The sequence below is a fragment of the Streptomyces sp. NPDC059787 genome, from assembly GCF_042732315.1.
GTDB lineage: Bacteria > Actinomycetota > Actinomycetes > Streptomycetales > Streptomycetaceae > Streptomyces > Streptomyces atrovirens.
In genome coordinates, this window is record NZ_JBHWHX010000038.1 from 50428 (window position 1) to 75367 (window position 24940).

The following is a 24940-nucleotide window of genomic DNA, read 5'->3' on the forward strand; positions in this document are numbered from 1 at the left end:
GCCCGTCGGCGAGGCGGCCCTCGGGCCACCTCGCCTCTTCACCGGTGTCGCGCTTCCGCGAGCCGGGCGAAGGGCGCTCCGCCGCACCCCGCGTCGCTCACGGCGACGGCACTCCGGGCCGCAGGCCGGCGGTCACGTGTGCTCGCGCGGCGTCGTCACCGTCGGAGTCGCCGTCGACGTCCGCGCGGTCACTGGAGGGCGCCGCTGCGCCTGCCCTCGGCGAGCAGAGCCTGGACCAGGGCGGACTTCGCCCCCGGAGCCACGAGCCAGAGGGGCGCGCCGGAACGGCTCCTGAAGATCTCGACGCGGTGGCAGCCCATGACGAAACCCACTGTCGCCGTCTGCTGCACCCCGGTCACCTCGTTCCACGCCGCGGAGTCGCGTACCCGGCCGAACCGGTCGGTGACGGCCACGCCGTCCGTGCACAGGTGACACCTGTTCACGCCGAGCCGGGCGGTCAGCAGGCGCCACCCGAACTTCAGGGCGTACACCACGGCCACCACGACCGTCGCGACGGCGGCGTTGTCGTTGACCGCGTCCGGATTGACGACGGTGGCGATCAGCAGGGCGATCCAACGGTGGCGATCAGCAGGGCGATCCAACGGTGGCGATCAGCAGGGCGATCCAGAGGATCAGCAGGAGCCCTCGCAGCACCTGGAACATGGTGCCCATCGCCGGGTTGATGACGGCGTGGTCGCCACGGATCCCACCGAGTCCCGGACCTGCCACTCTGTCGCGCATGGATCCCCCTCGGTCCAAGCCGGATCCGCGCGCCTGGCATGCGCGTGGCAGGGCATGGCGTGCGCGTGGCAGGGCATGGCGTGCGCGTGGCAGGGCATGGCGTGCGCGCGGCAGGGCAGGGCATACCCGCGCCGCCGGTCCCCCGAACAGGATCGCCCCGGCGGATTCCCCGTTCCTTACGTCCCTCAAGTGGCCGCTGTGGGGCAGCAGTCGGCCTTTGCGGGGGTGCGCCCGTGGAACGCGGGCCGGGGGTGTCCCCACGGGGTGTCGGCCCGAGCGCATCGCTCCGGGCCGTGCCGCCCCGGCAGACCGCCTGCATCCAGGGCGTCGGTGGTCTCCGCCCCTACGACGACGGGGGCGGACCGGTTGCCGTTGCGGTGGGCGGCGGGGTTGTCGGTGAGGCGATCCGTCGTGGCGGACGAGTTCACCGGTGGCCGGTACCGGTCGTGGCGGAGGAGTTCACCGGTGGCCGGTACCGGTCGTGGCGGAGGAGTTCACCGGTGGCCGGTACCGGTCGTGGCGGACGCGGACCGGCCGCTCCGGGACCGGACGCCGCCGGGGAGGATCGGACCGCCTGCGTTCGGGACGAGCTCGCGGCAGGTGTCGGCCACACCGGACGAAAAACCGGCAGCCCGCCGAGGCCGGTACTCCTGTGGGCCGCCGTGGGAACGGCTCGGCCGGTGAATCCTGGAGTCCGACCGGTTCGACGCGAGCGGTGCGACCGCGCACTCCTGGGATTCCTCCGGGCGTCCCGGGCTCGTCGGCGTCACCGTCCACGGGCGCACCGGCCCGCAGGCCGCCCCGGCCGGCACTCCGCTGACCGGCCAGGTCCCGGCTCCTGCCGCTGGAACTGTGGCTCCCGAACAACCCGACGACACCACGGGACAGGATCTCCCGGAGGCTCGCGCCACCTCACCTCGTTGAAAAGGGTGAGCATCCGGCGGGTGGATGTAACTTGCGCGCTCAGACGAGCGGGATGTGAACACCGTGGGCCGAGATGCTCCCGATTTTCAGGAGAGAGTGAGCAAGCTCCAGGCGGCCGCGCGGAGTTCCTCGTCCTCGTGGTCCTCGGAGAAGGGGGAGTCGCCGAGCAGGCGGCGCGGGGAGAAGGCGCAGGCCCGGAGGGTCGGGCGCAGCTCCTCGGGGGTCCGGCCGATGGCGGCGAGGGCCTTGAGGGCGTGAAGACCGACCGGGCTGGGACCGGCCAGTTCGGCGAGGACGGGGACGGCGTCGTCCGGGGAACCGGTGATCCAGTGGTGCGCCTCGGCCGCGGTCGCCCGCGTCCACTCGTGTCGCGCCGTCAGCATCGGCTCGACGAGGGGGAGCAGGGGCGCGGCGGCGCGGCCGAGGGGCCGGAGGCGGCCCAGGTGCCAGTGTGTCGGGCCCTGCGCCGCCGAGAGCAGCTCCTCGAAGGCGTGAAGCGCCGGGGCGGGGTCACCGGTCAGCCGGTAGCGGGCGACGGCCGCCTCGGCTCGCAGTGGGGCGTCGCTGCTCCGTCCGGCCTCCCGCAGGACGGAAGGGACCTCCCCGGTCAGGATGCCGGTCAGGCCGAGTTGCCGGGCGGCGGCGACGGCCGCCCGGCGGGTCCGGAGACATTCCACCAGTTCGGGCCTGGCCTGCAGGGCGGAAGCGCCGAGCGGTTCCAGCGCTGCGATCAAGGCGTTGGCCGCGTTCCCGGTGGCACCCGCCGACAATTCCTGGCGGATCACCGCCGTGAGCTCGTCCCCCGCCTCCGGGAAGGCCGTCGCCGCGGCTCGGACCGCCTCGGCGTCAGGGCGGCGCAGGAGCAGCTCCAGGGCGCGCGGGTCACCTGACCGGACCAGGGCGAGGAGGGCAGGCCGTGCGGTCTCCCCGTCCGTACGGGCGTGGTCGTACAGCGTGTCCCGGAGCTCGTCGCCGGGCTCGGGCAGACGGCCGACCCAGCGACCGATGACGTCCAGCGTGTGGACGAGTGAGCGGGTGTCCCGCTGGTGGGGCAGGGCTGCGAGCAGGAGATCCAGCACCTCCGGCTCCCGGTCGCGCCAGACCTCCGTGATCTCCCGGGCCAGCCACGATCCGCGTGAGCCCAGGTCGCCCGCGTCGATCCAGTGGGCCGCCACGGCGAGGGCGGCGTCCGGGTCGTCGGTCAGCAGCCCGGCGAGGTGGGACTCCGGGGTGTCGGTGCCCGGCCACGGGAAGTCGTCCTCCCCGGGATCGGGTTCGGCCCCGTCCTCGGCGAGCACCGTCACCAGCTCCGCCGGGTACGGCGGGCCGGACCGCTCGGCGGCGAGTGTGGCCGCCGCCAGCCTGACCTCGGACCACGCGCTGTCGAAGGGCAGCGGTTCCCGCCCGCTCCGGTTCAGGACGACCAGTGCGTCGGCCCGTACCGCCGGGACCGCGTCACCGGAGTACAGCTCGCCCACCTGCTCCTCGACGGAGGCCCACAGCCCGGCGGGGAGCGTGTCCGCCACGGCCGCGACCACGCGGAGCGCCGCCCGGCGCACCGACCGCTCGGTGTCCGTCAGACAGGGCAGCAGCTCCGGAAGCACCCGGCACAGCTCCGCGCAGACCTCGGCGACCGGGCTGAGCGGCCAGTGCGGTGACCCGGTGTCCGAGGGGGAGTGGTCGGCGAGCGTCGCCAGCAGCATCAGCAACTCGGTGCGCCTGCCGGGAACGTGCCGGGCGGCGTGCGCGAGGAAGGGAACGGCGGGCGCCGACGCCGAGTACACCGTGCCCTGGTGGTGGATGTTCCCGTACAGCTCGTGAACGGCTTCGTCGACGGTCGTGTCATCGCCCTGATGGAGCGCCCTGATCAGGTCGGGCACGTCCACGGCCGGGCCATAGGCGTGGGTCAGTGTCTGCCACTGGACGGCGTCCAGTTCGGCCGGGGACTTCATGGTCGACGCTCCTTCGCTGATCAGGTGCGCCGACCCTACGGAACACCACCGACAGCGCCGGTCCTCACGCGGCGGGCGGAGGCGCGACGACGGGCGGGTTGAGGCGGGCGAAGCCTTCCTGGCGCTGGTAGGGGAAGTACGGGTAGGGCACCGTCCTGGCGCTCGCCGCGTCGAGTCTCGCCGTCTGGTCGGGCGTGAGCGTCCAGCCGACGGCGCCGAGGTTCTGGCGGAGCTGGTGCTCGTCGCGGGCGCCGATGATGACGGAGGAGACGGTCGGCCGCCGTAGCAGCCAGTTGAGGGCGATCTGCGGAATGCTCCTGCCGGTCTCCCGCGCGACCTCGTCGAGGGCGTCGACCACGCGGTGGAGGTGTTCGTCCTCGACCGGCGGGCCGTAGTCCGCGGTGCGGTGCAGTCGGCTGCCGGCCGGGAGCGGCCGGCCGCGGCGGATCCTGCCGGTGAGCCGTCCCCAGCCGAGCGGGCTCCAGACGAGGGCTCCGAGTCCCTGGTCGAGCCCGAGGGGCATCAGCTCCCATTCGTAGTCGCGCCCGACGAGCGAGTAGTAGACCTGGTGTGCCACATAGCGCGGACGGCCGTACCTCTCCGCGCTCGCGAGGGACTTCATCGCCTGCCAGCCGGAGAAGTTGGAGATGCCGAGGTAGCGGACCTTCCCCGCCCGTACGAGATCGTCGAGCGCGGACAGGACTTCCTCGACCGGCGCCCCGGCGTCGTAGGCGTGCAGCTGGAACAGGTCGATGTGGTCGGTGCCGAGCCGGCGCAGGGCGTCCTCGCACGCGGTGATCAGACGCGAGCGGGAGGTGCCCGCGTCGCCGGGGCCGTCGCCCATCGGCAGGCCGGTCTTGGTGGACACGATCACCTGGTCCCTGCGGCCCTTGATCGCTTCGCCCAGCACCTCCTCGGAGGCCCCGCCGGAGTAGACGTCGGCGGTGTCGAACATGGTGATCCCGGCGTCGAGGCAGATGTCCACGAGACGTCGCGCCTCCCGCGCGTCCGTGGTGCCCCAGGCGCCGAACAGCGGTCCCCGGCCGCCGAAGGTGCCGGCGCCGAAGCTCAGTGCGGGGACCTTGAGGCCGGACGCGCCCAGCCGCCTGTACTCCATGGCTGTTCCTCTCTCGTCACACTGCCTGGCTAACGGGTCTGGAGTTCCGTTAGTGTGGGCCTCAACGTAGCAGGTGTGAGTGATTAATGGAACTGGAGTCCCGTTATGGAGTTCGAGGGTGCGGATCCGGGGACCGTCCGTCCTGGTGGGCGCACGGCGCGGGTGCGGGCGTCGGTGCTGCGGGCGGCCGGGGACGCCTTGGCGGAGCACGGCTTCGCCCACCTGGACCTCGCCGACGTCGCGCGCCGTGCCGAGGTGGGCAAGACCACCGTCTACCGGCGCTGGGGGACGGCGACCGGCCTGGTGGCCGATCTGCTGCTGGACATGGCCGAGCAGTCGCTGCCGCGTACCGAGACCGGCTCGCTGCTCGGTGACCTCAAGGCCAACGCCCGGCTCGTGCGGCGCACCTTGTCCGACCCGCGGCAGGGAGCGCTGTTCAAGGCGGTGATCGCCGCCGCCACCTGCGAGGCGAGGACGGCCGAGGCCCTGCGCCGCTTCTACGAGGTCCGCGTCGAGGAGTGGGCGCCCTGCGTCCAGCAGGCCGTCGACCGGGGCGAGGTCCCCGAAGGCACCGACGCCCACGAGGTGATCCGCGCCGTCTCCGCCCCCCTCTACTACCGCCTGCTGACCACCGGCGCCCCCCTCGACGAAGCGGCCGCGGACCGGGCCGCCGAGGCCGCGGTGGCCGCGGCGCGTGCGGGAGCGTATGCGCGGGGCGGCGAAGGCCGTACGTGACGGGGGTCGAGCACGCGCGGGAAGCCCTGTACGGACAAGCCGTGTGTCCCGGCCGCGCGTCAGGCCGCCGACAGCTCGCACCACACGTACTTGCCCCGGCTGCCCTGTCTGGCCGGCGGCTGCCACCCCCACACGTCGGCACAGGCCCGCACCAGTGCCAGCCCCCGCCCGTCCTCCGTCTCGTCTTCGAACGGCCTCGGCGGCTCGGGCGGTTGGGGGTCCGCGTCCCACGCCCCGATCCGCAACGTCCCCGGCGGCGACCAGCGCACGCGCAGGCCGGCGGGGCCCTTGGTGTGCCGTACGGCGTTGGAGACCAGCTCGGTGGCGAGGAGTTCGGCGACGTCGACGAGGCGGATCAGTCCGTGCACGGTCAGGATCAGGCGGAGAGTGCGGCGGCTGACGGTGACGGCGCGGAGGTCGTGGGGGATGTACAGGGAGTACTCCCACGGTTCGTTTTCGGGCATGCGGAACTCCGTTTCGGGTGCGGGGGGTTGGAGGTGGCCCCGGTGTCATTGCCGCAGCCGCCATGGCAGGACGGAGCGGTGCGCTTCCGGCGGGCCGGTGTCGCACGGTGTGCGTCGCGTCACTGAAAGTAGATCTAAATTTAGGGACGCTGCAAGTCGATCGCGTAATCTGAAGCCGAACGAGTTGCACCAACAGACTTGTGAAGAGGGCCAGTCGATGGTGAAGAGGCGCGAACCGACGGCACGACAGGTGCGACTGGCGACCGAACTGCGCAGACTCCGCGAGGCAGCGGGACTCAACTCCGGTCAAGCAGCCGCGCTGTTGGGTGTGGCCCCCGCGCAGATCACCCACATCGAGTCCGCGCTCGCGGGCGTGAGCGAGCAGCGAGTCCGCCGCCTCGCCTCCCACTACGCCTGCACCGATGGGGAGTTCATCGACGCCCTCGTCGCGATGGCCGTCGAACGGACGAACGGTTGGTGGGAGGAGTACCGGGGCTCTCTGCCCACGTCGTTCCTGGACCTGTCCGAGCTGGAGCACCACGCCCGGTTCCTCCGCCACGTGGCGATCCTCTATGTGCCGGGACTGCTCCAGACGGAGGACTACTCACGTGCCGTCTTCTCCGCCCGGCTGCCGGAACTGACTTCCGAGGAAATGGAGTTGCGCATCCAGCATCGCAAGGCGCGCCAGAGGTTCGCCATTCCTTACGAAGCGGTGATCCACGAAGCGGCGCTCCGTATCAGAGTCAGTGACCGTGCCACCTCCAAAGCTCAACTCGCGCGGCTTCTGGAGCTCTCCGAGGCGGAACACATCACCGTGCGCGTCATCCCCTTCGACCTGGACGGTTTCGCCGACGCCTCCAGCACGATGGCGTACGTGGGCGGCCCCCTGCCCAAACTCGACACAGTGGTCCGTGACGCGCTGCACGGCTCGGCCTTCATCGATTCCGAGGCTCAGCTCGACACCTATCGAACAACTCTTCTTAAGGTGAAGGCTGCGGCACTCGATCCCGGACAGTCGCGGGATTTCATCCACAGCTTGGCGAAGGAGTTCTGAGACCCCATGGACAACTGGCGCAAGTCGTCCCACTCGGGCCCGGGCGACGGCAACGAATGCGTAGAGATAGCCACGTCGCCCACCCACGTAACCGTCCGCGACTCCAAGGCCCCCACCCGAGCCACCCTCACCTTCCCGCCGGAGGCCTTCGCTCCCTTCCTCGAAGACCTCAAGTCACAGCCGCGCCGTTAACCGTCCCTGCCGTACCTGCGGAACTCCGACGTCTCCACCGTCCACGGCCCGAACGGCACCGAGTCGCCGAAGATGTACGGCTCCTTGTTGCTGTAGCGGCCCTTGCACGGCTCGGAGTGCACCTCGATCGTGCCGGTGCGCGGGTCGACGATCATGTAGTGCGGGATGCCCATGGCCGGATAGTCGGCCAATTTCTCGTCGTAGTCGTTGCTCGGGTTGGACGGCGAGACGATCTCGACAGCGGCCAGCACCTGCGTCGCGTCGACGGCCAGGCCCTCCTCGTCGAGGGTGGCCTCGGGGATCACGACGGCATCGGGCCGGCGCATGCGTCCGATGGCCGGGTGCTCGATCTCGGGTCCGTTCGCGCAGATGTGACCGGGGTGGGTGCGGGGCAGTTGCGCGTCCAACTGCTTGCAGATGCGGCGGACAGTCCCCTCGTGGCGCTTCGACGGGCACATCATCGCCAGTATCGGACCGGACGGCCCGATCTCGACACTCCACGACCCCTCGAGCTGCTCCGAGTAGGCCCCGAGCTCCGCGGCGATGGCGCGCATCTTGGCGTAGTCCATGAGCCCAGAGTACTGAGGGGGCGACTCTCCGGCCGCCCTGTCAGTCCCCGGCGGTACCGTCGGATCATGCCCAACCAGTCCGCCCGACCCTCCGCGGCCCCCGGTGAACGCCGGCTCGCCACCCTCGAAGGCGTCCTGGAGCGCATCACGTACGCCAACGAGGAGAACGGCTACACGGTCGCCCGGGTCGACACCGGCAGGGGCGCCGGTGACCTGCTCACCGTCGTCGGCGCGCTGCTCGGCGCCCAGGTCGGGGAGTCGCTGCGGATGGAGGGGCGCTGGGGGTCGCACCCGCAGTACGGGAAGCAGTTCCTCGTCGAGAACTACACGACCGTGCTCCCCGCCACCGTGCAGGGCATCCGCCGCTACCTCGGCTCCGGCCTCGTCAAGGGCATCGGCCCCGTCTTCGCCGACCGCATCACGCAGCACTTCGGCATCGACACCCTCACGATCATCGAGGAGGAGCCCAAGCGCCTCATCGAGGTCCCCGGGCTCGGCCCCAAGCGGACCAAGAAGATCGCCGACGCCTGGGAGGAGCAGAAGGCGATCAAGGAGGTCATGCTCTTCCTCCAGGCCGTCGAGGTCTCCACCTCCATCGCCGTGCGCATCTACAAGAAGTACGGCGACGCCTCGATCTCCGTCGTGAAGAACCAGCCCTACCGCCTCGCCGCCGACGTCTGGGGCATCGGCTTCCTCACCGCCGACAAGATCGCCCAGTCCGTCGGCATCCCGCACGACAGCCCCGACCGGGTGAAGGCCGGCCTGCAGTACGCCCTCTCGCAGGCCACCGACCAGGGGCACTGCTACCTCCCCGAGGAGAAGCTGATCGCCGACGCGGTGAAGCTGCTCCAGGTGGACACCGGCCTCGTCATCGAGTGCCTGGCCGAACTCGCCGCCGAGCCCGAGGAAGGGGAAGACCCCGGTGTCGTACGCGAGAAGGTGCCCGACCCGCAGGGCGGCGATCCCGTCACCGCCGTCTACCTCGTCCCCTTCCACCGCGCCGAACTGGCCCTCTCCGCCCAGTTGCAGCGCCTGCTCCGTACCGACGAGGACCGGATGCCGGCCTTCCGGGACGTGGCCTGGGACAAGGCGCTCGGCTGGCTGAAGGGGCGTACCGGCACCGACCTCGCCCCCGAGCAGGAGGCCGCCGTCAAGCTGGCGCTGAGCGAGAAGGTCGCCGTACTGACCGGCGGTCCCGGCTGCGGCAAGTCCTTCACCGTTCGGTCGATCGTGGAGCTGGCCCGCGCCAAGAAGGCCAAGGTCGTCCTCGCCGCCCCGACCGGCCGCGCCGCCAAGCGCCTCGCCGAGCTGACCGGAGCCGAGGCCTCCACCGTCCACCGCCTGCTGGAGCTCAAGCCCGGCGGCGACGCGGCCTACGACCGGGACCGCCCGCTCGACGCCGACCTGGTGGTGGTCGACGAGGCGTCCATGCTGGACCTCCTCCTCGCGAACAAGCTGGTCAAGGCCGTACCGCCGGGTGCCCATCTGCTCTTCGTCGGGGACGTCGACCAGCTCCCCAGCGTCGGCGCGGGGGAGGTGCTCCGGGACCTCCTCGCCGACGGCAGCCCCGTCCCCGCCGTCCGGCTCACCCGTGTCTTCCGCCAGGCCCAGCAGTCCGGCGTGGTGACCAACGCGCACCGGATCAACGCGGGGCAGCATCCCGTCACCGACGGCATGAAGGACTTCTTCCTCTTCGTCGAGGACGACACCGAGGAGGCCGGCCGGCTCACCGTCGACGTCGCCGCCCGGCGCATCCCGGCGAAGTTCGGCCTCGACCCCCGCCGTGACGTGCAGGTCCTCGCCCCCATGCACCGGGGCCCGGCCGGCGCGGGCACGCTCAACGGGCTGCTCCAGCAGGCCATCACCCCCGGCCGCCCCGACCTCGCCGAGAAGCGGTTCGGCGGCCGGGTCTTCCGCGTCGGCGACAAGGTGACCCAGATCCGCAACAATTACGAGAAGGGGGAGAACGGTGTCTTCAACGGCACCGTGGGCGTGGTCACCGCCCTCGACCCGGTCGACCAGCGTCTGACGGTGCTGACCGACGAGGACGAGGAGGTGCCGTACGAGTTCGACGAACTGGACGAGCTGGCGCACGCCTACGCCGTGACCATCCACCGTTCCCAGGGCAGCGAGTACCCGGCGGTCGTCATCCCGGTGACCACGGGCGCCTGGATGATGCTCCAGCGCAACCTGCTCTACACGGCGGTCACCCGGGCCAAGCGGCTGGTCGTCCTCGTCGGCTCCCGCAAGGCGATCGGACAGGCGGTGCGCACGGTCTCGGCGGGCCGCCGGTGCACGGCGCTGGACTTCCGCCTCGCCGGCTCCCGCCTCTCGGCCCCCGCGTCACCCCTGTGAGCGGTCCGTCATCAAAAAATGATCGATCAAATGAGTCACGAAGGTCACAGAGCCCTTCCGGACAGGGGACACAGGGGGCAGGATGGGCAAGTTGGCGGCACTCAGTGCCGCCGATAGGCCCGATGGTCGACCCCGAGTGCACTCTCCTGCGCCGAGTGGGGGATGGTGGAGACAGTCAGGGCACCTCGAAGATGAGGCACTAGGTCGGTGAGGGAAGACGTGAGCGACAACTCTGTAGTACTGCGGTACGACGGCAGCGAGTACACCTACCCGGTGATCGACAGCACCGTCGGCGACAAGGGCTTCGACATCGGGAAGCTCCGCGCGCAGACCGGTCTGGTGACACTGGACAGCGGTTACGGCAACACCGCCGCCTATAAATCCGGGGTGACCTACCTGGACGGCGAGGCCGGCATCCTCCGGTACCGCGGCTACCCGATCGAGCAGCTGGCCGAGCGCTCCACCTTCCTGGAGGTCGCCTACCTGCTGATCAACGGCGAGCTGCCGACCGTCGAAGAGCTCTCCGCGTTCAAGGGCGAGATCACGCAGCACACCCTGCTGCACGAGGACGTCAAGAACTTCTACAAGGGCTTCCCGCGTGACGCCCACCCGATGGCCATGCTGTCGTCGGTCGTCTCCGCGCTGTCGACGTTCTACCAGGACAGCCACAACCCGTTCGACGAGCAGCAGCGCAACCTCTCCACCATCCGGCTGCTCGCCAAGCTTCCGACGATCGCGGCCTACGCGTACAAGAAGTCGGTCGGCCACCCGTTCGTCTACCCGCGCAACGACCTCGGCTACGTCGAGAACTTCCTGCGCATGACGTTCTCGGTCCCCGCGCAGGACTACGAGCTCGACCCGGTCGTCGTGGCCGCCCTGGACAAGCTGCTCATCCTGCACGCGGACCACGAGCAGAACTGTTCGACCTCCACCGTGCGCCTGGTCGGCTCCTCGCAGGCGAACATGTTCGCCTCGATCTCCGCGGGCATCTCCGCCCTGTGGGGCCCGCTGCACGGCGGTGCCAACCAGTCGGTGCTGGAGATGCTGGAGGGCATCCGGGCCGACGGCGGCGACGTCGACTCCTTCATCCGCAAGGTGAAGAACAAGGAGGACGGCGTCCGCCTGATGGGCTTCGGCCACCGGGTCTACAAGAACTTCGACCCGCGCGCCAAGATCATCAAGGCTGCCGCGCACGACGTGCTGTCCGCCCTCGGCAAGTCCGACGAGCTGCTGGACATCGCGCTGAAGCTGGAGGAGCACGCGCTCTCCGACGACTACTTCGTCTCGCGCAGCCTCTACCCGAACGTCGACTTCTACACCGGTCTGATCTACCGGGCCATGGGCTTCCCGACCGAGATGTTCACGGTCCTGTTCGCCCTCGGCCGCCTTCCGGGCTGGATCGCCCAGTGGCACGAGATGATCAAGGAGCCGGGTTCCCGCATCGGCCGCCCGCGCCAGATCTACACGGGCGTCGTCGAGCGCGACTTCGTTCCGGTCGAGAAGCGCTGACACCTGCCGGTGGGGCGTTCGATGTGCGCCCGGCACCGGCCGGTGGGGGTGCGCTGAGCGCCCAGTAGCTCGTCGCTGAAGGGGTGTGGGCGGCTGCCGGCCGGTCTGTGGCCGGCAGCGCCCACGCGGCGGAGCCGCATGTCGACACGGCCCCGCGCCCCTTCAGGCATGCTGCCAAGCCGCAAGCCGCAAGCCGCAAGCCGCAAGCCGCAAGCCGCACGGAAGACCGCGCCCATCGGCGTGACGTACGGCAGCAAGGAAGAAGGCGCCCCGGCCGACGGTCCCCCCACGGGCCGCCGAGCCGGGGCGCCTTCCCATGTCCCGGTGCGGATTCCCCCCACGGGATCCGGCCGGGCGTCTGTGAGGACAGCGCCTGAATCGCTGTGCGAGTGCGGACGGACCTGAACCCGCCGCACTCGTCGGTGTGTGCGGTCTGCCGGGACAGCGCACGTTCGGGAGGGCCGCTCAAAGCTCCCCGCTGGGTACGTGCCCCGGCAACGCAATCTCCGGGAAAAGTCCCCCAAGACATTCCCCAGATGTCAGGAAGCGCCCCCCAAGACGCTGCCCGACATCGCCAACTTAGACCTTCGAACCCCTTCGATGGTTACGTTCAGATCACTGTGATCTGCGTCTCTTGCATATCCCCTCAAGGTGCGCAAGAGCCCGCAAACCGCTCACGGGACCCAAGCGTAAGGATGATGCGCGAGCCTTGTGAAGAGCTTATGTGAGGGTCGTACCGGACGACAGGGGTACACCCCAACTTGAGACCTCAATGAAACGCCCGCAGCCGCAGGCTGTTCGTCACCACGAAAACGGACGAGAACGCCATCGCCGCGCCGGCGAGCATCGGGTTCAGCAGCCCGGCCGCGGCCAGCGGCAGCGCGGCCACGTTGTAGCCGAAGGCCCACACCAGATTGCCCTTGATCGTGCCGAGTGTCCTGCGGGACAGCCGTATCGCGTCCGCCGCCACTCGCAGGTCACCGCGGACCAGGGTCAGATCGCCCGCCTCGATCGCCGCGTCCGTGCCGGTGCCCAGGGCGAGACCCAGATCGGCGACGGCCAGCGCGGCCGCGTCGTTGACGCCGTCGCCGACCATGGCGACACTGCGCCCCTCGCCCTGCAGCCGTCGTACGACGTCGGCCTTGTCCTCGGGCAGCACCTCGGCGATCACCCGGTCGATGCCCACGGTCCGCGCCACCGCCTCGGCGACGGTCCGGTTGTCACCGGTCAGCAGCACCGGCGTGAGCCCGAGTGCGCGCAGCTCGCGCACCGCCTCGGCGCTGGTCCCCTTCACGGCGTCGGCGACCGCGAGGACACCGCGCGCCACCCCGTCCCAGCCGGCCACGACGGCCGTACGCCCGTCCCGCTCGGCCTCCTCCCTGGCCCGGGCCAGCTCCGGCGGCACCTCGTCGAAGAGGCGTCCCACGGCCACCTCGTGGCCCTCCACGCGCCCGCGTACGCCCCGGCCGGGTACGTTCTCGAAGTGCTCGGCCTCCGGCAACGCGCCAGTACGTTCCTCGGCGCCCGCGGCGATCGCCCGGGCGATCGGGTGCTCGGAGGCGTGTTCCAGGGCGCCCGCGAGGCGCAGCACCTCGCTCTCCTCGGTGCCGTCGGCGGTGTGCACGGCGAGCAGGGTCATGCGGCCGGTGGTGACGGTGCCGGTCTTGTCGAGGACGACGGTGTCGACGCGGCGGGTGGACTCCAGGACCTCGGGGCCCTTGATGAGGATGCCGAGCTGGGCGCCGCGCCCGGTGCCGACCATCAGCGCGGTCGGCGTGGCGAGCCCGAGGGCGCAGGGGCAGGCGATGATCAGGACGGCGACGGCGGCGGTGAACGCGGCGACGGTGTCACCGGTCGCGCCGAGCCACGTCCCGAAGGTGCCGGCCGCGATCAGCAGCACCACGGGGACGAAGACCCCGGAGATCCGGTCGGCGAGGCGCTGCACCTGCGCCTTGCCGTTCTGCGCCTCCTCGACCAGCTTCGCCATCCGCGCGAGCCGCGTGTCGGCGCCGATCCGGGTCGCCTCGACGACGAGCCGTCCGCCCGCGTTGACCGTGGCGCCGGTGACGGTGTCGCCGACGGTGACGTCCACCGGGACGGACTCGCCGGTCAGCATGGACGCGTCCACGGCGGAGACGCCCTCGAGGACCGTGCCGTCGGTGGCGATCTTCTCCCCGGGCCGTACGACGAACCGGTCGCCCACGGCCAGCCGCTCCGCCGGGATCCGCACCTCCCCTCCGTCGCGGAGTACGGCCACGTCCTTGGCGCCCAGCTCCATCAGTGCCCGCAGGGCCGCTCCCGCGCGGCGCTTGGAGCGGGCCTCCAGATAGCGGCCGAGCAGGATGAACGCGGTGACACCCGCGGCGACCTCCAGGTAGATCGTGGAGGCGCCGTCGGTGCGGGCGACGGTGAGTTCGAAGGGGTGCCGCATGCCGGGCATGCCCGCGTCGCCGAGGAACAGCGCCCACAGGGACCAGCCGAACGCGGCGAGCGTGCCGACGGAGACCAGCGTGTCCATGGTGGCCGCGCCGTGCCGGAGGTTGGTCCAGGCGGCCCGGTGGAAGGGGGCGGCGCCCCAGACCACGACGGGCGCGGCGAGGGTGAGAGAGAGCCACTGCCAGTTGTCGAACTGCAGGGGCGGGACCATCGCCAGCAGGACGACGGGGAGGGCGAGGAGCGCGGAGACGGTGAGGCGGCGGCGCAGGGCGGCCGGTTCGGGGTCGGCTTCCGCGGCGGACGTCTCGTCCTTCTCCGCCCGCGGAGGCGCGGGTTCCTCGGCGGTGTACCCGGTCCGCACCACCGTGGCGATCAGGTCGGCGACCTCGGTGCCCGGCGGGCAGGTGATCCGGGCCTTCTCCGTCGCGTAGTTCACCGTGGCGGTGACGCCGTCCATGCGGTTGAGCTTCTTCTCGACGCGGGCCGCGCAGGAGGCGCAGGTCATCCCGCCGATGAGCAGCTCGACCTCCGAGAGGGCCGGCTGCCCGGCGGCCGGTGCCTCGGGGGCGGTGGTGCTGGTCATGTCCGTATCTCCAGGGACGAAGTCCGGGGCTCCGGGGCGGTGGCGTGCCGGGCCGCAGGGAACGGGTGGCCGGTACGGCCCGGTTCACGCCGCGCGGAGGTTCAGGCCTTGCCCGCCAGCTCGAAACCGGCCTCGTCGACGGCGGCGCGGACGGCCTCCTCGTCGAGCGGGGCCGCGGAGACGACGGTCACCTCGCCGGAGGAGGCGACCGCCTGCACCGAGCTGACACCGGGGAGCCGGGAGATCTCGCCGGAGACGGCGCCCTCGCAGTGCCCGCAGCTCATCCCGCTCACCTTGTAGACGGTGGTGACGGAGCCCTGGGTGTCGGTCTGGGAGGTCATGTCGTTGCTCCTCGTCGAGGTGTGGATGATGGGTGGGGCGGTGCGGGCCCACGCGGGTCACGGGGGACCTCGAGCCCCTCCTGCCACCCAGACTATACCCCTAGGGGGTATAAATCCACGACGATCGGGCCGAGCGGAAGGCGGGACGGGTCATGCGGGCGGTGGTGTTCGAGCGGTACGGGGAACCGGCCGAGGTGCGGGAGGTCGCGGACCCGGAGCCCGCGGAGCACGGGGTCGTGGTCCGCGTCGAGGCCACCGGCCTGTGCCGCAGCGACTGGCACGGCTGGCAGGGCCACGACCCGGACATCGCCCTCCCGCACGTCCCCGGCCACGAACTCGCCGGGACGGTCGAGGCCGTCGGTGCCCGGGTCGCCGGCTGGCGCGCCGGGGACCGGGTCACCGTCCCCTTCGTCTGCGCCTGCGGTTCCTGCCCCGCCTGCGCGGCCGGCGACCAGCAGGTGTGCGAGCGCCAGACCCAGCCCGGCTTCACCCACTGGGGCTCCTTCGCCCAGTACGTGGCGCTGGACCACGCCGACGTGAACCTCGTCGCGGTCCCCGACGGGATGTCCTTCGCGACGGCCGCCTCGCTCGGCTGCCGCTTCGCCACGGCCTACCGCGCGGTGGTGCAGCGGGGCCGGGTGGCGGCGGGGGAGTGGGTGGCCGTGCACGGCTGCGGCGGGGTGGGCCTGTCGGCGGTGATGATCGCCGCGGCGGCCGGTGCGCGTGTCGTCGCCGTCGACGTGTCACCGGGGGCCCTCGACCTGGCACGGAGGTTCGGCGCCGCGGAATGTGTGGACGCCGCGGCCGTGCGGGACCCCGCCGGGGCGGTCCGCGACCTCACCGGCGGCGGCGCCCACCTCTCCCTGGACGCCCTCGGCGCACCCGCCACCTGCGCCGCCTCGGTGAACGGCCTGCGCCGCCGGGGCCGCCACGTCCAGGTCGGCCTGCTGCCCTCGCCGACGGGCACCACACCCGTCCCCATGGCCCGCGCCATCGCCCTCGAACTCGAACTCCTCGGCAGCCACGGTATGGCCGCGCACACCTATCCCCCGATGCTGGAACTGGTCCGCGCCGGAGTGCTCCGCCCCGATCTGCTGGTGACCTCCACCATCGCCCTGGACGCCGCCCCGCCCGCCCTCGCGGCCATGGGCGGGGCGGCGGCGGGAGCGGGCGTGACCGTCATCGAACCCTGGAGCTGACCTCAGCCGTCGCCGCGTCCCCGGTTGCCCGGACGGGAGGCGACCCACACCCGGACGGTGTCGGCGTACCAGTAGGGCTTGCCCGCCTCCACATGGTCGGGCGGGGGCAGCAGCCCGTGCTTGCGATACGAGCGAACGGTGTCCGGCTGCACCTTGATGTGGGCCGCGATGTCCTTGTAGGACCACAGCGATCGGTCGGTCATGGTGGCACCTCCCCGCGCGCACCACGGCGACGGCCGGGGGCGGCCGTCAGGGGGAGCCGGGCGTGCGCTGGTGATCAGGCATGCGTTGTGCCCGGTGAACGAGGCCCGTCGGCGGCAGGGCAGGGGTTGTGCGCCGGGTGTGACGGAAGGCCCGCGCACGTGTGACGCCCGTGACGGTACGGGAGTGTTTGTGACAGGGATGCCACACAGGCGCACGCCGGTCCGTCGGCGGGGCGTGTTGACTTCCCCCGCGGCAGCCGGCCCGGACCTCGCGGCAGCGGAGCCGGGCAGGACTCGACAAAGTCTCGTCCGAATGTCCGGACAAAACATTGACAGGGCTTCGTGACCGGGGCTAGAAACCGGGGAGGACCACACGGGCGTGGAGCCGTACGAAGGGGACGCGATGGCGTACGACGTGATCACCATGGGGCGGATCGGGGTGGACCTCTATCCGCTCCAGACGGGCGTACCGCTGCCGCAGGTCACGTCCTTCGGCAAGTTCCTCGGCGGCTCGGCGACCAACGTCGCGGTCGCCGCCGCCCGCCTCGGCCGCCGTACCGCCGTGATCACCCGCACCGGCGACGACCCCTTCGGCACCTATCTCCACGAGGCGCTGCGCGACTTCGGCGTCGACGACCGCTGGGTCACCCCCGTCCCCGGCCTGCCCACCCCGGTCACCTTCTGCGAGGTCTTCCCGCCGGACGACTTCCCGCTCTACTTCTACCGCCGGCCCAAGGCCCCCGACCTGGAGATCGACGCCCACGAACTCGACCTGGACGCCATCCGCGACGCGAGCGTCTTCTGGGTCACCGGCACCGGCCTGAGCGAGGAACCCAGCCGCACCGCCACCCTCGCCGCCCTCGCCCACCGCGCCAGGTCCCACACCACGGTGTTCGACCTCGACTGGCGCCCCATGTTCTGGACCGACCCCGACGCCGCCCGCCCCTTCTACCGCGAGGCCCTGCGCCACACCACGGTCGCCGTCGGCAACCTGGACGAGGTGGAGGTCGCCACCGGGGAGCGCGAACCGCACGCCGCAGCCCGCGCCCTGCTCGCCGCCGGAGTGGAGACGGCGGTGGTCAAGCAGGGCCCGAAGGGCGTCCTGGCCATGGACCGCGACGGCCGGTCGGCCGAGGTCCCGCCGCTCCCGGTGACCGTCCTCAACGGCCTGGGCGCCGGCGACGCGTTCGGCGGCTCGCTCTGCCACGGCCTGCTGGCCGGCTGGGACCTGGAGAAGACCATGCGGCACGCCAACGCCGCCGGGGCCATCGTCGCCTCCCGTCTGGAGTGCTCCTCCGCGATGCCCACCCCCGACGAGATCGACGCGGCACTTGCCGCGGGAGCCGTCACATGACCGTCCCGTACGTCCCCCGGTGCGCCGACACGGGCACCACGGGCACCACAGGCACCACCCCACCGATCGCCTCCGGCGCGGGAGGCCGCTTCGCTTTGGCAGGAGCGAAGTGCGAGCGACGACTCCCCGCCCGCCGCGGCCCCGCGCCGGAGGTTCCGCCGCAGTCCCACATGTCTATGCGGGAACCGAAACGGCCGACACTGTGTCGGGCCCGTCCGGCAGCCCGGCCCTGGTGGGATGGAGCCGTGGCCGAGGCCGCGGCGTGTCCGCCCGCGGTCGGGCCGCACGAGCTGTACGAACGGCACGTCTCCACCCGTCGCCGCCATCTGTGAAGGAGTTCTCGGTCATGACGAAGGTCGTCAACCACTGGATCGGCGGCAGGACCGCCGAAGGCGCCTCGGGTACCTACGGCCCGGTGACGGACCCGGCGACCGGCGAGGTCACCACGAAGGTCGCGTTCGCCTCCGTCGAGGAGGTCGACGCCGCCGTCGCCGCCGCCAAGGAGGCGTACCTGAGCTGGGGCCAGTCCTCGCTCGCCACCCGCACCACCGTCCTCTTCCGGTTCCGCGCGCTGCTCGACGCCCACCGCGACGAGATCGCCGAGCTGATCACCGCCGAGCACGGCAAGGTGCACTCCGACGCGCTCGGCGAGGTGGCGCGCGGCCTGGAGATCGTCGACCTGGCCTGCGGCATCAGCGTGCAGCTCAAGGGCGAGCTGTCCACACAGGTCGCCAGCCGCGTCGACGTGTCGTCCATCCGCCAGCCGCTGGGCGTCGTCGTCGGCATCACGCCGTTCAACTTCCCGGCGATGGTGCCGATGTGGATGTTCCCCATCGCCATCGCCTGCGGCAACACGTTCGTGCTGAAGCCGAGCGAGAAGGACCCGTCGGCCTCGATCCGCCTCGCCGAACTCCTCTCCGAGGCCGGTCTCCCCGACGGCGTGTTCAACGTCGTCCACGGCGACAAGGTGGCCGTCGACCGCCTCCTGGCCCACCCCGACGTCAAGGCGGTCTCCTTCGTCGGCTCCACCCCGATCGCCCGCTACATCCACACCACCGCCTCCGCGAACGGCAAGCGCGTCCAGGCCCTCGGCGGCGCCAAGAACCACATGCTGGTCCTCCCCGACGCCGACCTCGACGCGGCGGCTGACGCGGCCGTCTCCGCGGCCTACGGCTCGGCCGGCGAGCGCTGCATGGCGATCTCCGCGGTCGTCGCCGTCGGCGCGATCGGCGACACGCTGGTGGAGAAGATCCGCGAGCGCGCCGAGAAGATCAAGATCGGCCCCGGCGACGACCCCGCCTCCGAGATGGGCCCGCTGATCACCAAGGTCCACCGCGACAAGGTCGCCTCCTACGTGGCCGGCGCGGCGGACGAGGGCGCCGAGGTCGTCCTGGACGGCACCGGCTACACGGTGGACGGCCACGAGAACGGCCACTGGATCGGCATCTCCCTCCTCGACAAGGTGCCGACCACGGCGAAGGCCTACCAGGACGAGATCTTCGGCCCGGTCCTCTGCGTCCTGCGCACGGAGACCTACGAAGAAGCCCTGGACCTCATCAACAGCTCCCCCTTCGGCAACGGCACCGCGATCTTCACCCGCGACGGCGGCGCCGCCCGCCGCTTCCAGCTGGAGGTCGAGGCCGGCATGGTCGGCGTGAACGTCCCGATCCCGGTCCCCGTCGGCTACCACTCCTTCGGCGGCTGGAAGGACTCCCTCTTCGGCGACCACCACATCTACGGCAACGACGGCACGCACTTCTACACCCGCGGCAAGGTCGTCACCACCCGCTGGCCCGACCCGGCGGACGCCCCCGCCGGCGTCGACCTGGGCTTCCCGCGCAACCACTGAGCCCGCGCGAACCGTCACCCCGGCCGACCGGGACCGTGCCCGCCTCCACGGTCCCGGCCGGCCCTCCTCCACACCTCCCCCGGAACCGAACGATCCGGACAGGTGGTCCTCTTGTCCGAGATCTTGACCGGAGGAGAGGATGAACTTGGACAGCACACGGCAGCCCGCGTCCCGGCGCAAGGTGCTCGCCTGGGGAACCGGCGTGGCACTGGCCACCGCCCTGCCCATGAGCGGGAGCGCCCACGCCTCGGCGCCGGACGGCGACAGCGGGGCCGGTGGTGCGATCGCGCGCCGGCTGAGGGAACTCGAACAGCGGCACTCCGCCCGGCTGGGCGTCCACGCCCGCGACACCGCCACCGGCCGGACCGTGCGGTACCGCGCGGACGAGCGTTTCCCCATGTGCTCGCTCTTCAAGCCACTGGCCGTCGCCGCCGTACTGCGCGACCTCGACCGTGACGGGGAGTTCCTGGCCGAGCGGATCCGGTACACCGAGGAGGACGTCACGGACTCCGGGTACGCACCGGTCACCGGCGAGCCCGGGAACCTCGCCTCGGGCATGACCGTCGCGGAGCTCTGCGCCGCCGCGGTCTCCCACAGCGACAACACCGCCGGGAACCTCCTGCTCCGGGAGCTGGGAGGGCCGGCCGCGGTCACCCGGTTCTGCCGGTCCGTCGGGGACCGGACGACGCGGCTCGACCGGTGGGAGCCCGAGCTGAACTCCGCCGAACCGTGGCGGATGACGGACACCACCACGCCGTACGCCGTCGGACGGACCTACGCACGCCTGACGCTCGGCACCGCGCTCGCACCCGAGGACCGCGAGCGGCTCACCGGCTGGCTGCTGGCCAACACCACGGGTGACGCGAAACTCCGGGCCGGTCTGCCCTCCGACTGGACCGTCGCGGAGAAGACCGCCGGCGGGAAGTACGGGACCAACCACGACGTGGGCGTCGTCCGGCCCCCGGGGCGCGCGCCCCTCGTCATGGCGGTCCTCACGACGAAGCGCGAGCCCGATGCCGCGCCCGACAACCCGCTGATCGCCGAGACCGCCGCACTGCTGGCCGGAGCGCTCACCCGACAGTGACCGCCACAACGCGCGTCGTACGCGGCCGCGTACCACGGACGCGGTACGCGGCGGCCCTCCCGTACGCCTGCGGGAGGTGCCCGGGTTCGGTCTGCGGTCGACATCTCGACGACAGGTTGACCCCGTACCGTTGACGCATGGATCTTCGACTGCCCGGATCGCGGTGGCCGCGGTCACGACGGCCGCTGTCACGGTGGCCGCGACGGACCGTCGCCGCCGCGGCCGCCGTCGTCGTGCTCGCCGGCGCCGGTACGTGGAGTGCCGTCGCCTCCGACGACGCGCCCGCGGTCCGCCGCGCCGACCGGGTCATGAGCGTGGGCGACGGGGTGCGCATCGACACCTCGTTCTTCACCGCCGGGCCCGGCGGGCGTCGGCCCGCCGTACTGCTCGGGCACGGCTTCGGCGGCAGCAAGGACGACGTGCGGGAGCAGGCCGAGGACCTCGCGCGGGACGGATACGCGGTGCTGACGTGGTCCGCGCGGGGCTTCGGGGGGTCCACCGGGAAGATCGGGCTGAACGACCCGGAGGGCGAGGTCGCCGACGTCTCCCGGCTGATCGACTGGCTGGCGGAGCGGCCCGAGGTCGAGCTCGACAAGGGCGGCGACCCGCGGGTGGGAATGGCCGGCGGCTCGTACGGGGGTGCCATCGCCCTGCTCGGCGCCGGGTACGACGACCGGGTCGACGCCATCGCCCCGGCGATCACCTACTTCGACCTCGCCGACGCGCTCTTCCCGAACGGCGTCTTCAAGAGGCTGTGGGCCGGTGTCTTCGTCAACTCCGGCGGCGGATGCGAGAAGTTCGAGCCCGCGCTGTGCGCGATGTACCAGCGGGTCGCCGAGTCCGGCGTCCCGGACGCCGAGGCGCGCGAGCTGCTCGAGGCGCGTTCGCCGTCCGCCGTCGCCGACCGCATCGACGTGCCCACGCTCCTGATGCAGGGGCAGACCGACTCCCTCTTCCCGCTCGGCCAGGCCGACGCCGCCGCCGAGGCGATCCGCGCCAACGGCGCCCCGGTCGACGTCGACTGGATCGCGGGCGGCCACGACGGCGGCGACCCGGAGACGGACCGCGTGCGGCAGCGCGTACGGACCTGGTTCGACCGGTATCTGAAGGACGACGAGAACGCCGACACCGGCCCCGCCTTCCGCGTCACCCGCACCGGAGGCGTCGACTCCACCGACGGTGAGGCCGTGCTGAACGGCGCGAGCTCCGACACCTACCCGGGGCTGACGAACGGCGGCCGGTCCTTCCCCCTCACCGGACGCGAACAGAGCTTCGCCAACCCGGCCGGCGCCAGCCCGCCCGCGATCTCCTCCCTGCCCGGCCTCGGCGGCTCCGGCGGACTCGCCCAGCTCTCCTCGCTCGGCGTCGGCATCTCCCTGGACTTCCCGGGCCAGTACGCCCGCTTCGAGTCCGCCCCGGTCGGCAGTGATCTGCGGATCACCGGATCGCCGACCGTCACCGTGCACGTGAAGTCGACCGGCGAGGACGCCGTCCTCTTCGGCAAGGTGTACGACGTCGGCCCGGACGGACGGCAGCAGGTGCTGCCCTCGCAGCTCGTCGCGCCCGTCCGCGTCGAGGACGCCGAGTCCGGCAAGGACGTGACGCTCACCCTCCCCGCCGTCGACCACGAGGTGCAGAAGGGGCACCGGCTGCGCCTCGTCCTCGCCTCCACCGACCTCGGCTACGCCTCCCCGGCCGCCCCGGCGACGTACACCGTCTCCCTGAAGAGCGACCTCACGGTGCCCACCGCCCCCGGCGTGACCACCGCCGCGGCCCCGCTGCCCGCGTGGGTGGTGTGGCTGCCGGCCGCCGGTGCCCTGATCGCCCTCGGGCTGTTGTTCACCGGCCGCCGTCGTACCACCGCCCCGGCGCCCGACCCGGAACTGGCCGACGTACCGCTCCAGATCACCGGCCTGAGCAAGCGGTACGCCCGCTCCTCGGACCGGTACGCCGTGCGGGACCTGTCCTTCCGGGTGGAGAAGGGGCAGGTGCTCGGCCTGCTCGGGCCGAACGGCGCGGGCAAGACGACCACCCTGCGCATGCTGATGGGCCTCATCAAGCCCGACGGCGGCGAGATCCGCGTCTTCGGTCACGCCATCCGCCCCGGCGCCCCCGTGCTGTCCCGGGTCGGCGCCTTCGTCGAGGGCGCGGGCTTCCTGCCGCACCTGTCCGGGCGGGAGAACCTGGAGCTGTACTGGCGGGCCACGGGACGTCCGGCCGAGGACGCGCACCTGGAGGAGGCCCTGGAGATCGCCGGGCTCGGTGACGCGCTCGCCCGCGCGGTGCGCACCTACTCCCAGGGCATGCGCCAGCGCCTCGCCATCGCCCAGGCCATGCTCGGCCTTCCGGACCTGCTCATCCTCGACGAACCGACCAACGGACTCGACCCGCCGCAGATCCGCGAGATGCGCGAGGTGATGATCCGGTACGCGGCGGCCGGACGCACGGTGATCGTCTCCAGCCATCTGCTGTCGGAGGTCGAGCAGTCCTGCACCCACCTCGTGGTGATGGACCGCGGGCGGCTCGTCCAGGCCGGTCAGGTGCGGGAGATCGTCGGCTCCGGCGACACCCTGCTCGTCGGGACGGAGGAGCCCGTGGACGAGCCGGTCGCCGAGAAGATCGCCGCCCTGCCGGGCGTCGCCTCGGCCGTACGCACCGACGAGGGGCTGCTGGTCCGGCTCGACGCCGACGGCACCGCCCCGCGCCTGGTCGCCGAACTGGTCCGGCTGGAGGTGCCCGTGGCGTCGGTGGGCCCGCACCGCCGCCTCGAAGACGCCTTCCTCACCCTGATCGGAGGTTCCGCATGAGCACGCTCACCGAGCGCGCCGAGGTCGCCGCCGGCTACCGCGCGGGCCGCACCCTGCCCCTCCGGGTCGAGCTGGTCCGCCAGCTCAAGCGCCGCCGCACCCTCGTGATGGGCGCGATCCTCGCCGTCCTGCCGTTCGTGCTGGTGGTCGCCTTCGCGATCGGCGGCGAGCCCGACCGTCCGGGCGGCCGGGTGAACCTGATGGACACGGCCACCGCCTCCGGCGCCAACTTCGCCGCCGTGAACCTGTTCGTGTCCGCGGGCTTCCTGCTGGTCATCCCCGTCGCCCTGTTCTGCGGGGACACGGTCGCCTCGGAGGCCGGCTGGTCCTCACTGCGCTATCTGCTCGCCGCGCCGGTGCCCCGGATGCGGCTGCTGTGGTCCAAGCTGATCGTCGGACTGGGGCTGAGCCTGGCGGCGATGGTGCTGCTGCCGGTGGTGGCGCTCGTCGTCGGCACGGCCGCCTACGGCTGGGGCCCGCTGCAGATCCCCACCGGCGGTGCGCTCGATCCGGGGACGGCGGCGCAGCGGCTCGTGGTGGTCGTGGCGTACCTGTTCGTGTCGCAGCTCGTCACCGCCGGGCTCGCGTTCTGGCTGTCCACCCGCACCGACGCCCCGCTGGGCGCGGTCGGCGGCGCGGTCGGCCTGACCATCGTCGGCAACGTCCTGGACGCCGTCACCGCCCTCGGCGACTGGCGTCACTTCCTGCCCGCGCACTGGCAGTTCGCCTGGGCGGACGCCGTCCAGCCGACCCCGGAGTGGTCCGGCATGGTCCAGGGCGCGTCGGTGTCCGTGACGTACGCGCTGGTGCTGTTCGCGCTGGCGTTCCGCGGGTTCGTCCGCAAGGACGTGGTGTCCTGACGCCCCGGACCGCGCTCCCGCGGCGCGGTCCAACCGGGTGAACCTGCGCAACCGATTCCGCCGAGTCGGGTTGATGAAGGAGTAGGCCATGCGGCAGCGGAGGGCCAGAACGCGTGGCCGCTCCCATTTCTTCAAGCAGGAAGACAACCACATTGCGACAGACCCTGAGCAGGGGAGTGTTCGTGGCGGCCGCCGCCGCCACGGGCATTCTGTCCCTGTACGGAACCCCCGCCCTCGCCGACTCGTACGCGGCCGGCAAAGCCGAGGACTCTTCCGGTGCGCTGGCCGGGAACAATGTGCAGGTACCGGTCCACGCGCCGGTGAACGCGTGCGGCAACGGCGTCGACGTGGTCGGGGCGTTCAACAAGGGGCCCGACAACACGTGCGTCAACGGCTCCCACAAGTCCAAGGACGGCTCGCACAAGTCCAAGGACGGCTCGCACGGTCACTCCGATGACGGTGCGCACGCGGACGGCGGCACCAAGGGCTCGCCCGGACTGGCGTCCGGGAACAACGTGCAGGTACCGGTCCACGCGCCGGTGAACGCGTGCGGCAACGGCGTCGACGTGGTCGGGGCGTTCAACAAGGGGCCCGACAACACGTGCGTCAACG

21 protein-coding genes are annotated in these 24940 nt (G+C 71.9%); 12 read left to right on the forward strand and 9 right to left on the reverse strand.

Annotation, left to right across the window (positions count from 1 at the left end; genetic code table 11):
* Positions 1–188: 188 nt before the first annotated feature.
* The 4 genes from ACFV5H_RS28725 to ACFV5H_RS28740 form a co-directional block, all read right to left on the reverse strand.
* On the reverse strand, positions 189–602 hold the full coding sequence (locus ACFV5H_RS28725) for a hypothetical protein (protein ID WP_385197902.1): 414 nt from the start codon (positions 600–602) through the stop codon (positions 189–191).
* Positions 586–741 carry a hypothetical protein gene (locus ACFV5H_RS28730; RefSeq protein ID WP_385197904.1) on the reverse strand — a complete coding sequence of 52 codons (156 nt, stop codon included), beginning with the start codon at positions 739–741 and terminating at the stop codon, positions 586–588. Before ACFV5H_RS28730 ends, ACFV5H_RS28725 begins: the two co-directional genes overlap by 17 nt.
* A 1010-nt stretch (positions 742–1751) precedes the next feature.
* Positions 1752–3617 (reverse strand): hypothetical protein, encoded by a 1866-nt coding sequence (locus ACFV5H_RS28735; RefSeq protein ID WP_385197906.1) that lies wholly within the window; start codon positions 3615–3617, stop codon positions 1752–1754.
* 64 nt (positions 3618–3681) lie between these two features.
* Positions 3682–4734 (reverse strand): aldo/keto reductase, encoded by a 1053-nt coding sequence (locus ACFV5H_RS28740; protein ID WP_385197908.1) that lies wholly within the window; start codon positions 4732–4734, stop codon positions 3682–3684.
* A 105-nt stretch (positions 4735–4839) separates the two neighbouring features.
* On the opposite strand from ACFV5H_RS28740, the gene ACFV5H_RS28745 reads away from it, so the two are divergent.
* Positions 4840–5469: a TetR/AcrR family transcriptional regulator C-terminal ligand-binding domain-containing protein gene (locus ACFV5H_RS28745; RefSeq protein ID WP_385197910.1), complete on the forward strand. Its 630-nt coding sequence runs from the start codon at positions 4840–4842 to the stop codon at positions 5467–5469.
* A 59-nt stretch (positions 5470–5528) separates the two neighbouring features.
* On the opposite strand, the gene ACFV5H_RS28750 is transcribed toward ACFV5H_RS28745, so the two are convergent.
* Positions 5529–5933: an ATP-binding protein gene (locus tag ACFV5H_RS28750; protein WP_385197912.1), complete on the reverse strand. Its 405-nt coding sequence runs from the start codon at positions 5931–5933 to the stop codon at positions 5529–5531.
* A gap of 217 nt (positions 5934–6150) precedes the next feature.
* On the opposite strand from ACFV5H_RS28750, the gene ACFV5H_RS28755 reads away from it, so the two are divergent.
* Positions 6151–6987, forward strand: a complete 837-nt coding sequence (locus ACFV5H_RS28755) for a helix-turn-helix domain-containing protein (RefSeq protein ID WP_385057696.1) — start codon at positions 6151–6153, stop codon at positions 6985–6987.
* 6 nt (positions 6988–6993) lie between these two features.
* The gene (locus ACFV5H_RS28760) at positions 6994–7179 is read left to right on the forward strand and encodes a DUF397 domain-containing protein (RefSeq protein WP_385057698.1); all 186 of its coding nucleotides are present in this window, start codon (positions 6994–6996) and stop codon (positions 7177–7179) included.
* Here ACFV5H_RS28760 and ACFV5H_RS28765 read toward each other — a convergent pair.
* On the reverse strand, positions 7176–7748 hold the full coding sequence (locus ACFV5H_RS28765) for a Uma2 family endonuclease (RefSeq protein WP_383609277.1): 573 nt from the start codon (positions 7746–7748) through the stop codon (positions 7176–7178). The two genes, ACFV5H_RS28760 and ACFV5H_RS28765, sit on opposite strands and share 4 nt — an antisense overlap.
* A gap of 66 nt (positions 7749–7814) precedes the next feature.
* Between ACFV5H_RS28765 and ACFV5H_RS28770 the strand changes: the two genes are divergently transcribed.
* Positions 7815–10103: an ATP-dependent RecD-like DNA helicase gene (locus tag ACFV5H_RS28770; protein WP_385197914.1), complete on the forward strand. Its 2289-nt coding sequence runs from the start codon at positions 7815–7817 to the stop codon at positions 10101–10103.
* Between the two features lie 219 nt (positions 10104–10322).
* Positions 10323–11612 (forward strand): citrate synthase, encoded by a 1290-nt coding sequence (locus ACFV5H_RS28775; protein WP_385057702.1) that lies wholly within the window; start codon positions 10323–10325, stop codon positions 11610–11612.
* Between the two features lie 769 nt (positions 11613–12381).
* Here the strand turns inward: ACFV5H_RS28775 and ACFV5H_RS28780 are convergent.
* Both ACFV5H_RS28780 and ACFV5H_RS28785 read right to left on the reverse strand, forming a co-directional pair.
* Positions 12382–14631, reverse strand: coding sequence for a heavy metal translocating P-type ATPase (locus tag ACFV5H_RS28780; RefSeq protein ID WP_385197916.1), 2250 nt, complete (start codon positions 14629–14631; stop codon positions 12382–12384).
* Between the two features lie 101 nt (positions 14632–14732).
* On the reverse strand, positions 14733–14972 hold the full coding sequence (locus ACFV5H_RS28785) for a heavy-metal-associated domain-containing protein (protein WP_385047868.1): 240 nt from the start codon (positions 14970–14972) through the stop codon (positions 14733–14735).
* 152 nt (positions 14973–15124) lie between these two features.
* On the opposite strand from ACFV5H_RS28785, the gene ACFV5H_RS28790 reads away from it, so the two are divergent.
* Complete coding sequence (locus ACFV5H_RS28790; protein WP_385047871.1) at positions 15125–16171, forward strand: zinc-dependent alcohol dehydrogenase family protein; 1047 nt, start codon at positions 15125–15127, stop codon at positions 16169–16171.
* Between the two features lie 2 nt (positions 16172–16173).
* Here the strand turns inward: ACFV5H_RS28790 and ACFV5H_RS28795 are convergent, their stop codons facing one another.
* Complete coding sequence (locus ACFV5H_RS28795) at positions 16174–16374, reverse strand: helix-turn-helix transcriptional regulator (RefSeq protein ID WP_385047873.1); 201 nt, start codon at positions 16372–16374, stop codon at positions 16174–16176.
* 403 nt (positions 16375–16777) lie between these two features.
* Between ACFV5H_RS28795 and iolC the strand changes: the two genes are divergently transcribed.
* The 6 genes from iolC to ACFV5H_RS28825 all read left to right on the forward strand — a co-directional run.
* The gene (gene iolC, locus ACFV5H_RS28800) at positions 16778–17728 is read left to right on the forward strand and encodes a 5-dehydro-2-deoxygluconokinase (protein WP_385197930.1); all 951 of its coding nucleotides are present in this window, start codon (positions 16778–16780) and stop codon (positions 17726–17728) included.
* A gap of 346 nt (positions 17729–18074) precedes the next feature.
* Positions 18075–19577: a CoA-acylating methylmalonate-semialdehyde dehydrogenase gene (mmsA, locus tag ACFV5H_RS28805; RefSeq protein WP_385197918.1), complete on the forward strand. Its 1503-nt coding sequence runs from the start codon at positions 18075–18077 to the stop codon at positions 19575–19577.
* Between the two features lie 139 nt (positions 19578–19716).
* A complete protein-coding gene (gene bla / locus ACFV5H_RS28810) occupies positions 19717–20661 on the forward strand; it encodes a class A beta-lactamase (RefSeq protein WP_385197920.1) in 945 nt (314 codons plus the stop codon).
* Positions 20662–20798: 137 nt separating this feature from the next.
* A complete protein-coding gene (locus ACFV5H_RS28815) occupies positions 20799–23468 on the forward strand; it encodes an alpha/beta fold hydrolase (protein ID WP_385197922.1) in 2670 nt (889 codons plus the stop codon).
* Complete coding sequence (locus ACFV5H_RS28820; RefSeq protein WP_385047884.1) at positions 23465–24328, forward strand: ABC transporter permease; 864 nt, start codon at positions 23465–23467, stop codon at positions 24326–24328. The genes ACFV5H_RS28815 and ACFV5H_RS28820 overlap by 4 nt, the downstream gene beginning before the upstream one ends.
* Positions 24329–24480: 152 nt before the next feature.
* On the forward strand, positions 24481–24940 hold a 460-nt coding region (locus ACFV5H_RS28825; RefSeq protein WP_385197924.1), incomplete at its 3' end, for a chaplin.